This is a genomic window from Oceanibaculum pacificum, from assembly GCF_001618175.1.
Taxonomy (GTDB): Bacteria; Pseudomonadota; Alphaproteobacteria; order Oceanibaculales; family Oceanibaculaceae; genus Oceanibaculum; species Oceanibaculum pacificum.
Map to the genome: position 1 here is coordinate 1 of NZ_LPXN01000036.1, position 8,506 is coordinate 8,506.

Here is an 8,506-nt window from a genome sequence, read left to right on the forward strand (position 1 = left end):
CGGGAATCCAGGGTTCAGCCTGCTCGACCGGCATCCAGGGGCGGAAGCGTGGACCCCGCAACCAGTGCGGGGGGGACGGGCTGGGGAGGGGGCAACATAGCGTATCGCGAATGCTGGCGACTGCCGCCGCTGGGCCAGTGCGACCATAACCGCCATTGTGCTTTCCGGCCTGGCGGGACTATATCCCTGTTATGAGCGATATCTTCATATACCTGACCGGCGCCGCCATGCTGATCACGCTGGGGGTGCTGGGAACCGGGCTGTTCGCGATGGCGCGCGGCGGCGAGTTCAATCGGCGTAACGCCAACAAGATCATGCGGCTGCGCATCCTGGCCCAAGCCATCGCGCTGGCCATGTTCGCGATCGCCATGTTCCTGCGCTGACGGGCGGGCCGGCATGGTCAAGCTGACCCGCATCTACACGCGCGGCGGCGACAAGGGCAAAACCTCGCTGGGCACCGGCAAGCGGGTGCCCAAGCACGCGCTGCGCGTGGCCGCCTACGGCGCTGTCGACGAGGCGAATGCCGCCATCGGGCTGGTGCGCCTGCACACCGCCGACATGCCGGAGGACGCACTGCTGGGCCGCATCCAGAACGATCTGTTCGATCTGGGGGCCGATCTCTGCACGCCGGATGAGGGAAAAGACCTGGGCTATGAGCCGCTGCGCATCCTGCCCGCCCAGGTCGAGCGGCTGGAGCGCGAGATAGACGCGATGAACGCCGACTTGCAGCCGCTGCAATCCTTCATCCTGCCGGGCGGCACGCCGGCGGCGGCGCATCTGCATCTGGCCCGCACGCTGGCCCGCCGGGCGGAGCGGGAGATCACCCGGCTGGGCGCGCGCGAGGCCATCAACCCTGCCGCGCTGCAATACATGAACCGGCTGTCGGACCATCTTTTCGTGCTCGGCCGACGGCTGAACGGCAATGGCGCGCAGGACGTTCTGTGGGTTCCGGGCGGCACCCGCGAGTCCTGACGGAACGGCGGATTTGTCAGGGCGGCAGACCGATCAAGCTTATTGTGCATCGCCGAAAGCCTGCGCTAGGCTCGCTTGACACATAGCACCGCCTCCCCTAACACAGGCGGCTCTATCCGGAGGAATTTCCTAGAGGAACCGCGTCACCATGAAGGTTCTCGTCGCTGTAAAGCGTGTCGTCGACTACAACGTGAAGGTCCGGGTCAAGGCGGACGGTTCGGGCGTTGAGACGGCCAATGTGAAGATGTCCATGAACCCGTTCGACGAAATCGCCGTCGAAGAGGCGGTTCGCCTGAAGGAGGCCGGCAAGGCCGAGGAGATCGTCGCCGTGTCGCTGGGCGTCCAGCAGGCGCAGGAGACGATCCGCACCGCGCTCGCCATGGGGGCCGACCGCGGCATCCATGTGCTGAGCGACGATGAATTGCAGCCGCTGGCCGTCGCCAAGATGCTGAAGGCCGTGGTCGAGAAGGAGCAGCCGCAGCTCGTCATCCTGGGCAAGCAGGCAATCGACGATGATTGCAACCAGACCGGCCAGATGCTGGCCGCGTTGCTGGGCTGGCCGCAGGGCACCTTCGCCTCCAAGGTCGCGCCCGAGGGCGACACGGTGAACGTGACCCGCGAGATCGATGGCGGGCTGGAGACGGTGGCGCTGAAGCTGCCGGCCATCGTGACCACCGATCTGCGCCTGAACGAGCCGCGCTACGCCTCGCTGCCGAACATCATGAAGGCGAAGAAGAAGCCGATCGAGCAGATGAGCCCGGCCGATCTGGGCGTCGATACCGCGCCCCGCCTCACCACGCTGAAAGTGACCGAGCCGCCGAAGCGTTCGGCCGGCGTGAAGGTCGGCAGCGTCGCCGAGCTGGTCGACAAGCTGCGCAACGAAGCCAAGGTCATCTAAGACCGTCAGGACGCGAGGAACACCAATGAGCATTCTTGTCGTTGCAGAACACGACAACGCGGCGCTGAAGCCGGCGACGCTGAACACCGTGGCCGCCGCCAAGCAGATCGGCGCGGGCGACATCCATGTGCTGGTCGCCGGCGCCGGCTGCGACGCCGCCGCCGAGGCCGCATCGAAAATCGACGGCGTCGCCAAGGTGCTGGTCGCCGACAGTGCGGAATTCGCCCATGCGCTGGCCGAGAATCTGGCCCCGCTGGTGGTGAAGCTGGCCAGCGGCTACAGCCATGTGCTGGCGCCGGCCACCACGTCGGGCAAGAACGTGATGCCGCGTGTCGCGGCACTGCTGGACGTGCAGCAGATCTCCGAGATCGTCGCGGTCGAGGATGGCGACACCTTCGTGCGCCCGATCTATGCCGGCAACGCGCTGGCCACCGTGAAGTCCAGCGACGCGCTGAAGATCATCACCGTGCGCGCCACCGGCTTCGACGCGGTCGCCGCCGAGGGCGGTTCGGCCGCCATCGAGAAGACCGACGCCACCGGCGATTCCGGCAAGTCCAGCTTCGTCGGCCAGGAGCTTTCCAAGTCCGAGCGGCCGGAGCTGACCAGCGCCCGGGTCATCGTCTCGGGCGGTCGCGGCATGCAGTCGGGCGATAATTTCCACATGCTCGACAAGATCGCCGACAAGCTGGGCGCCGCCGTCGGCGCGTCGCGCGCCGCGGTCGACGCCGGCTTCGTGCCGAACGACTACCAGGTCGGCCAGACCGGCAAGATCGTCGCCCCGGAACTCTACATCGCCGTCGGCATCTCGGGCGCCATCCAGCATCTCGCCGGCATGAAGGATTCCAAGGTCATTGTCGCGATCAACAAGGACGAGGAAGCGCCGATCTTCCAGGTTGCCGATTACGGCCTGGTCGGCGACCTGTTCAAGATCGTGCCGGAGCTGGAAGCCGAACTCAGCAAGTAAGCCGGCCACCATAAGCCGGGCACCAAGCGAGGAAGATGGGGATGAAGATCATTGGCGTCATCGGCGCCGGCCAGATGGGCAGCGGCATCGCCCAGGTCTGCGCCGCCGCCGGCTACCAGGTGAAGCTGTCCGACCTCGAACAGGCGCGCCTGGACGATGCGCTGGGCAAGATCGACCAGAACCTGAAGCGCATGGTCGCGCGCGGCAAATTGGACGAAGCCGCCGCGACCAAGGCGATGTCGCTTATAGAAACCGGAACGGATTATTCCATTTTCGGGAATTCTGACGTGGTGATCGAGGCCGCGACGGAGAATGAGGAGGTCAAGCGCTCGATCTTCAAGGCGCTGGTGCCGAAGCTCTCGCCGACCGCGATCATTGCCTCCAACACCTCCTCGATCTCCATTACCCGGCTTGCCTCCACCACCGACCGGCCCGAGAAATTCATCGGGATGCATTTCATGAACCCGGTCCCGGTGATGCAGCTGGTCGAGCTGATCCGCGGCATCGCGACCGGCGAGGAAACCTTCGAGAAAATCCGCGCCCTCGCGCTCGATCTCGGCAAGACGGTCGCGGTTTCCGAGGATTTCCCGGCCTTCATCGTCAACCGCATCCTGCTGCCGATGATCAACGAGGCGGTCTACACGCTCTATGAGGGCGTCGGCTCGGTCGAGGCCATCGACACCGCCATGAAGCTGGGCGCCAACCACCCGATGGGGCCGCTGGAGCTGGCCGACTTCATCGGCCTGGACACCTGCCTGGCAGTCATGCACGTGCTCTATGACGGCCTGGCCGACAGCAAGTACCGCCCCTGCCCGCTGCTGGTGAAATATGTCGAGGCCGGCTGGCTCGGCCGCAAGACCAACCGCGGCTTCTACGATTATAGCGGCGAAAAGCCCGTCCCGACGCGGTAGCCCCGCCCACGGCACCCCCCGCAACACATGCGGGGGGATCATCCGGGGATAAGCGCCTGCCTCGGAGGTGCGGCCTTACCGCCCCTCAAAACCCGCCAGGAAGCTGGCTAAATTCTCGCCCAGAATGTCGGACGGGTAGCCGCCCTCCTGCACCAGAACGGTGGGCAGGGCGAGGGCGGCGATGGCCGCGCCGATGCGCCCGAAACCCGGCGTGGTGATGTGGAAGAAGCGCAGCGGATCGGCCTCCGAGGCATCAAGCCCCAGCGCCACCACGACAGCGCCGGGCTGGAAGGCCCGCACGGCGGCCAGCGCCGGCTCCAGCGCGGTCAGATAGGCGTCGTCGCCGGTGCCCTGCGGCAGCGGGAAGTTCAGATTGCAGCCGGTGCCCACGCCCTCGCCGCGTTCGTCCTCGAAGCCGGTGTACCAGGGATAGAAGCTGGTCGGGTCGCCATGCAGCGAGACGGTCAGCACATCGTCGCGGCCGTAGAAGATGCCCTGGGTGCCGTTGCCGTGATGCACGTCGACATCCAGGATCGCCACCCGGCCGAACTTGGCCAGTAGCGCCTCGGCGGCGATGGCGCTGTTGTTCAGGAAACAGAAGCCGCCCGACAGATCGTGATAGGCGTGATGCCCCGGCGGCCGGCACAGCGCATAGGCCGCCCTCGCCCCGCCTTCGACATGCGCGGCCGCGGCCAGCGCGGTCTGCGCCGACCAATATACCCCCTCCCAGGTGCCCGCGCCGATCGGGCAGGCGGTGTCGGTGGTGTAATAGCCGACGCGCGAGACGATGGAGGCCTTTGCGCCGATGCCACGCGTGTCCGCCATGTGCCGGCTGGGATGCACGTTCGGCGTGATCTCCGCCGAGGCGCCCGGCAACGCCGACCAGTCGGCATGCGCGGTCTTCAGGAAATCGACATAGCCATCGTCATGGATGGCGCGGATCGGCCCCTCGCCCCGGTCGGACGGCTCGCGGACATCGTGGCCGGCGGCCTCGGCGGCTTTCAGGAACACGCCGGCGCGCGCCGCCTGTTCCGGGCTTTGCGTCACTTGGCCGCGGAAGATGAAGGTGCGGGGATCGTGCCGCTCCTGGCACTTGGAGTAGAAGACGGGAATGGACATCAGGCCGCCTTCTCCACGCCGCACCAATCGGCGATGAACAGCGCCACCGACTGCGTGACCTTGCGGATCGACTCGATGGAGACGCGCTCGTCGAAGCCGTGGATCTCGGACGATTTCGGGCCATAGACCATCGCCGGGATGCCGGCATAGAGGCCGTAGAAGCGGGCGTCCGTGGTGCCGGTGAAGACGCGGTTCTGCAATTCCTCGCCATAGACCGTCTTGTGGCAGGCCTTCAGCAGGCTCTGGCCCTGCTCGCCGCCCTCCAGCACATAGCCTTCGGCCTGGAAGCCGTGATAGACGATCTCCGGCGGGTTGTTGGCGAGGAAGCTGCTCTTGCGCGACGCCCCCGACACGGTCTCCTCGACGGCGCGGCGCACATCGGCCAGATCCTGGCCGGGATAGCAGGAAATCCGCATGTCGAAGGTGCACCAGGCCGGGACCGAGCTGGTCCAGTCGCCGCCCTCGATCTTCGAGACCACGAAATTGATCGGGTGCTCCTCCTCGTGGAACATCGGGTGGCGGTCCTTATTCCACTGCTCCTCCAGCCCGTGCAGCGCCTCGATGATCGGGAAGCAGGCCTCGATGGCGTTGGAGCCTTTGCCGGCATAGGCGACATGGGCCGGCCGGCCGCGCACCTTCACCTGGAACCACATGACGCCGACCTGGGCGGAGCCCAGCCGGTCGCCCGACGGCTCGGTGATGATCGCGGTTTCCGCCCGGTAGCCGCGCTGCAGGCAGGCCAGCGCGCCGTTGCCGGTGCATTCCTCCTCGACCACGGACTGGAAGTAGATATCGCAGGCCGGGGCCAGGCCCAGGCGCTTCAGCGCGTCGACGGCGTAGAGGTTGATCGCCAGCCCGGCCTTCATGTCGCCCGCACCCCGGCCATACAGCCAGTCGCCATCGACATAGGGCTGGAAGGGCGGGCGGCTCCACATATCCAGCGGGCCGGTCGGCACCACGTCGATATGGCCGTTTAGGATCAGCGACTTGCCCTTGGGGCTGTTCGGCCGGTGCGCCCCGACCACGTTCCAGGCATCGTCGTAGGAGACATGCACGGGCGAGAAGCCGGGCAAATTCTGGATATCCTCGACATCGATCTTCCAGCGGTCGACCGTGTAGCCGCGCTCGCGCATCGAGCGGGCCATGAAATCCTGCGCCGTCGCCTCCTGGCCGCGCAGCGAGGGCAGCTTCACCAGCTCCGCCGTATAGTCGATCTGCTCCTGCAACCCATCGTCGACGGCTTTCAGGATTTTCGTCGTCAGTTCGGTGTCGGGCATCGCCGTCTCCTCGTTTTCTAGCACTTGGCCTGATCGGATGTTGTGAGTATCAGTGACAAGTAGAACAGATGCAACGTGGCGCGGCACAGGCTAGGCTGTCCGCACGCGAAGATCATGAGGGAAGCGGCGATGAAGAATATCCAGGTCAAGGGCGACCGGCTGTGGGACAGCCTGATGGAAATGGCGAAGATCGGCGCGACCGAGAAGGGCGGCAATTGCCGCCTGGCGGCCAGCGACCTGGACAAGGAGGGCCGCGACCTGTTCGTGCGCTGGTGCCGGGAGGCCGGCTGCACGGTGACGGTCGACAAGATCGGCAATATCTTCGCCCGCCGGCCGGGCAAGGATAATTCCCTGCCGCCGGTGATGACCGGCAGCCATCTCGACACCCAGCCGACCGGCGGCCGCTTCGACGGCGTCTATGGCGTGCTGGCCGGGCTGGAGGTGGTGCGCACGCTGAACGACGCCGGCATCGAGACCGTCGCCCCGGTCGAGGTGGCGGTATGGACCAACGAGGAAGGCTCGCGCTTTTCCCCCGCCATGATGGGCTCCGGCGTGTTCGCCGACGTGTTCGCGCTGGAGGATATCCAGGCCAAGCAGGATGTCGACGGCAAGACGCTGGGCGCCGAGCTGCGGCGCATCGGCTATGAGGGCGCGGAGCCGGTGGGCAAGCCGGTGAAGGCCTATTTCGAGGCGCATATCGAGCAGGGGCCGATCCTGGAGGCGGAGGAGAAGACGATCGGCGTGGTCACCGGCGCGCAGGGCCAGCGCTGGTACGAGGTCACCGTGGTCGGCCAGGAGGCGCATGCCGGCCCGACGCCTATGGCGCGCCGGCGCGACGCGCTGGTCGGGGCCGCGCGCATGGTGCAGGCGGTGAACCGCATCGGCCTGGAGAACCAGCCGAACGCCTGCGCCACGGTCGGCTTCCTGCAGGTCAGCCCGAATTCCCGCAACGTGATCCCCGGCCGGGTGTTCTTCACCATCGATTTCCGGCACCCGCAGGACGAGGTGCTGACCAAAATGGACCGGGAATTGCGCGACGCCTGTTCGCTGATCGCCGTGGAGTCCGGGCTGGAGGTCGAGGTGGAGGAATTCTGGTACTTCCCGCCCACCCCGTTCGACGAGAAATGCGTCGCCGCCGTGCGCGAGGGCACCAAGCTGTATGGCTACGAGCATATGAACATCGTCTCCGGCGCCGGCCATGACGCGGTCTATATGGCGAAGGTCGCCCCCACCGGCATGATCTTCGTGCCCTGCGAGGATGGCATCAGCCATAACGAGGTGGAGAACGCCGACCCGAAGGATCTGGAGGCCGGCTGCAACGTGCTGCTGCATGCCATGCTGGAACGCGCGCAAGGCTGACCGGCGCGGAGTCTCGCGGGATGCTGCGGTCGGCGCGGACGGATGAGTGCGCGGCGCTGAGCGAGCTGGTGATGCGCTCCAAGGCGCATTGGGGCTACAGCGCCGCCTTCCTGGAATCCTGCCGGGAGGAGCTGGCGGTCACGCCCGCGCGGCTGGCCGCGCAGCCCTGCCGTGTGCTGGAGCGCGACGGCAGGCCGGTCGGCCTCTGGGCGCTCGATCTGTCCGGCGCGGTGCCGGAGGTGGCGCTGATGTTCGCCGATCCGGCCGTCCTGGGCGGCGGCGTCGGGCGCATCCTCTGGCAGGACATGATGGGGGAGGCGCGGCGGCTCGGCCATGCCCGCCTGCGGCTCGACGCCGACCCGAACGCCGAGCCGTTCTACGAGCGTATGGGCTGCCGGCGCATCGGCGGCCACGCCTCGCCCAGCACCGGGCGGCTGCTGAAACGCTACGAGGCCGATACCGCCGACGTGCTGCGCACCCGCCGGCTCACCCTGCGCTGCTACGCGCCGGGCGAGGCCGAGGCGCTGTACCCGATCCTGTCCGATCCGCTGACCATGCGCTTCTGGCCGGCCCCGTTCGACCGCGAGAAGGTGGCGGGCTGGGTGGCGCGCTGGCGCGAGACTTATCGCAGCCACGGATATGGCCGCTGGGCGCTGATCGAGACCGCGACCGGCGCGCGCATCGGCGATGCCGGGCTGATCCCCACCGTGCTGATGGCGCAGGATGTCGTCGATCTCGGCTATATCATCCACCACCCCTACTGGCGGCAGGGCTTCGCCGTCGAGGCCGCCGCCGCGATCCGCGATTATGCGTTCCAGGTGCTGGGATTGCCCCGCCTGGTCGCCAACATGGCCCACGACCATGCCGGTTCCGCCCGCGTCGCCGAGAAGATCGGCATGACCAAGGTGGCGGAGTTCGACAATCCGAGGAACCGGGGCATCCGCACGCTGTTCTGGGAGATCACGGCTTAAGCGCGGCGCGCGCCGCCTTATGCTTCGAGACGCCT

At 67.0% G+C, this 8,506-nt stretch carries 9 protein-coding genes; 7 read left to right on the plus strand and 2 right to left on the minus strand.

Going from position 1 to position 8,506, the window contains the following annotated elements; all coding sequences use genetic code 11:
• Positions 1-191 precede the first annotated feature (191 nt).
• The 5 genes from AUP43_RS03420 (at position 192) to AUP43_RS03440 (ending at position 3,745) form a co-directional block, all read left to right on the plus strand.
• A complete protein-coding gene (locus AUP43_RS03420; RefSeq protein ID WP_067552733.1) occupies positions 192-383 on the plus strand; it encodes a twin transmembrane helix small protein in 192 nt (63 codons plus the stop codon).
• 13 nt (positions 384-396) lie between these two features.
• Positions 397-972, plus strand: coding sequence for a cob(I)yrinic acid a,c-diamide adenosyltransferase (locus AUP43_RS03425; protein ID WP_067552736.1), 576 nt, complete (start codon positions 397-399; stop codon positions 970-972).
• A 148-nt stretch (positions 973-1,120) separates the two neighbouring features.
• Positions 1,121-1,870, plus strand: a complete 750-nt coding sequence (locus AUP43_RS03430) for an electron transfer flavoprotein subunit beta/FixA family protein (protein WP_067552739.1) — start codon at positions 1,121-1,123, stop codon at positions 1,868-1,870.
• A gap of 25 nt (positions 1,871-1,895) precedes the next feature.
• Positions 1,896-2,834, plus strand: coding sequence for an electron transfer flavoprotein subunit alpha/FixB family protein (locus AUP43_RS03435; RefSeq protein WP_067552742.1), 939 nt, complete (start codon positions 1,896-1,898; stop codon positions 2,832-2,834).
• A gap of 41 nt (positions 2,835-2,875) precedes the next feature.
• Complete coding sequence (locus tag AUP43_RS03440) at positions 2,876-3,745, plus strand: 3-hydroxybutyryl-CoA dehydrogenase (protein ID WP_407668459.1); 870 nt, start codon at positions 2,876-2,878, stop codon at positions 3,743-3,745.
• A gap of 75 nt (positions 3,746-3,820) precedes the next feature.
• On the opposite strand, the gene AUP43_RS03445 is transcribed toward AUP43_RS03440, so the two are convergent.
• The gene (locus AUP43_RS03445; protein ID WP_067552748.1) at positions 3,821-4,864 is read right to left on the minus strand and encodes a histone deacetylase family protein; all 1,044 of its coding nucleotides are present in this window, start codon (positions 4,862-4,864) and stop codon (positions 3,821-3,823) included.
• Positions 4,864-6,141 carry an ArgE/DapE family deacylase gene (locus AUP43_RS03450; protein ID WP_067552751.1) on the minus strand — a complete coding sequence of 426 codons (1,278 nt, stop codon included), beginning with the start codon at positions 6,139-6,141 and terminating at the stop codon, positions 4,864-4,866. The genes AUP43_RS03445 and AUP43_RS03450 overlap by 1 nt, the downstream gene beginning before the upstream one ends.
• Positions 6,142-6,270: 129 nt before the next feature.
• Here AUP43_RS03450 and AUP43_RS03455 point away from each other — a divergent pair, with 129 nt between their 5' ends.
• A complete protein-coding gene (locus AUP43_RS03455; RefSeq protein ID WP_067552754.1) occupies positions 6,271-7,500 on the plus strand; it encodes a Zn-dependent hydrolase in 1,230 nt (409 codons plus the stop codon).
• 20 nt (positions 7,501-7,520) lie between these two features.
• Positions 7,521-8,471 (plus strand): GNAT family N-acetyltransferase, encoded by a 951-nt coding sequence (locus AUP43_RS19185; RefSeq protein ID WP_198154811.1) that lies wholly within the window; start codon positions 7,521-7,523, stop codon positions 8,469-8,471.
• The last annotated feature ends 35 nt before the right edge of the window (positions 8,472-8,506 follow it).

Excerpts from the sequence above, each read along its gene's own strand:
- AUP43_RS03430 (WP_067552739.1), top strand. The coding sequence starts at position 1,121 with ATGAAGGTTCTCGTCGCTGTAAAGCGTGTCGTCGACTACAACGTGAAG.
- AUP43_RS03425 (WP_067552736.1), top strand. The coding sequence starts at position 397 with ATGGTCAAGCTGACCCGCATCTACACGCGCGGCGGCGACAAGGGCAAA.
- AUP43_RS19185 (WP_198154811.1), top strand. The coding sequence starts at position 7,521 with ATGCTGCGGTCGGCGCGGACGGATGAGTGCGCGGCGCTGAGCGAGCTG.
- AUP43_RS03445 (WP_067552748.1), bottom strand. The coding sequence starts at position 4,864 with ATGTCCATTCCCGTCTTCTACTCCAAGTGCCAGGAGCGGCACGATCCC.
- AUP43_RS03450 (WP_067552751.1), bottom strand. The coding sequence starts at position 6,141 with ATGCCCGACACCGAACTGACGACGAAAATCCTGAAAGCCGTCGACGAT.
- AUP43_RS03420 (WP_067552733.1), top strand. The coding sequence starts at position 192 with ATGAGCGATATCTTCATATACCTGACCGGCGCCGCCATGCTGATCACG.
- AUP43_RS03435 (WP_067552742.1), top strand. The coding sequence starts at position 1,896 with ATGAGCATTCTTGTCGTTGCAGAACACGACAACGCGGCGCTGAAGCCG.
- AUP43_RS03455 (WP_067552754.1), top strand. The coding sequence starts at position 6,271 with ATGAAGAATATCCAGGTCAAGGGCGACCGGCTGTGGGACAGCCTGATG.
- AUP43_RS03440 (WP_407668459.1), top strand. The coding sequence starts at position 2,876 with ATGAAGATCATTGGCGTCATCGGCGCCGGCCAGATGGGCAGCGGCATC.